Origin of the sequence: Halomonas sabkhae, assembly GCF_030409265.1 — a bacterium.
Lineage (GTDB): Bacteria > Pseudomonadota > Gammaproteobacteria > Pseudomonadales > Halomonadaceae > Halomonas > Halomonas halmophila.
In genome coordinates this window covers 1-1,160 of sequence record NZ_JAUFPM010000027.1, presented here as the reverse complement: position 1 = coordinate 1,160, position 1,160 = coordinate 1, and the positions used below count along the sequence as shown (strand labels likewise).

Sequence of the window (1,160 nt, the reverse complement as noted above, 5' to 3'; positions counted from 1 at the left end):
CAAGCCGCTAACTCATAGGCTCTGGGCGCCACTCCGCCCAGAGTCTCGTGAGCACGGATTCCATCATAATACTCACAGATGTAATAGCGCACCGCTTCTTTCATCTCACGACGGCTGATCAAGCCCAGATGGTGCAGCCACTCCCGTTTCATCAAGGAGAAGAAGCTCTCCGCACAGGCGTTGTCCCAACAGTTCCCACGCCGAGACATGCTGATCGTAAAGTCTGCCTTATTCAGGGTCGTCAGCACTTCCTCAGCTTGATACTGCCCGCCTTGGTCAGAGTGAAACAGGCTGCTGCCTTTCTTGACCGACCGCCAGCTCAGGGCCTTTTTAATCGCCCGGTTCACCAAAGCGGCATCCACCTGAGGGCTACAGTCGTACCCCACAATACGGCGTGAATACAGGTCCATGACCGTGGCGATGTACAGCCAGCCTTCCTGACACCGGATCTGGGTGATATCCGATACCCAGACATGGTCCTGCTTATCGACACAGAAGCCCCGGTTAAGCAAGTTGGGGCGCGCCGGCAAGCTTGGCTTTGGCTTTCTCCAACCGGGCCGAGGAGCTGTCACAGAGCGATACCCCATGCGTTGCAACAAGCGATGCACTCGGTTCTGACTACAGACGTACCCAGACTGCACAGCTGCCAGCCACAGTTTCCGGTAGCCCGGGATATCATGCTGCCGCTCCGCTTCTTCCCGCAGAAACCGCGACAAGGTCTGGTTGGCCTGATGGCGTGCGGATGGCTTCCTGGAGGCCCACCGATAGTAACCTGAGCGAGACACACCGAGTACCTTGCACATCACGGCGACCGGATACTGGTTGGCGTGATGTCTGATGAAGCTGAACCTTACTTCAGTCCCTTGGCAAAGTACTCTTCGGCCTTTTTTAGGATCTCGACCTCCAGCTCCTTGCGTTCCAGCTGCTTGCGGAGCTTACGGTTCTCCCGTTCCAGGTCTCTTTGGCTCTTTGTAGGCCCCTGATTGGGGACAGGCTTCTTGCTTTGCTTAGTGGTCGACACGTGGTTTCTCCTCCATCGCTCCAGAACACTGACAGGTACGTCGAACTTGGCTGCGATAGCGGCCTGTGAGTCGGCCGTTTCCAAGGAGCACTGCACCACATGCCGCTTGAATTCGGGCGTATACCGCCGACGTGTATGT

General features: G+C 56.7%; 2 protein-coding genes. Both read right to left on the bottom strand.

Features of this window, described 5'->3' with window-relative positions; genetic code table 11:
- Window positions 1–839 (bottom strand): IS3 family transposase (locus tag QWY79_RS15770; protein ID WP_290274899.1); only part of this gene is annotated, 839 nt, incomplete at its 3' end.
- A gap of 11 nt (window positions 840–850) precedes the next feature.
- Window positions 851–1,160, bottom strand: a 310-nt coding sequence (locus QWY79_RS15765; RefSeq protein ID WP_290274898.1) for a transposase, incomplete at its 5' end; no start/stop codon positions are given.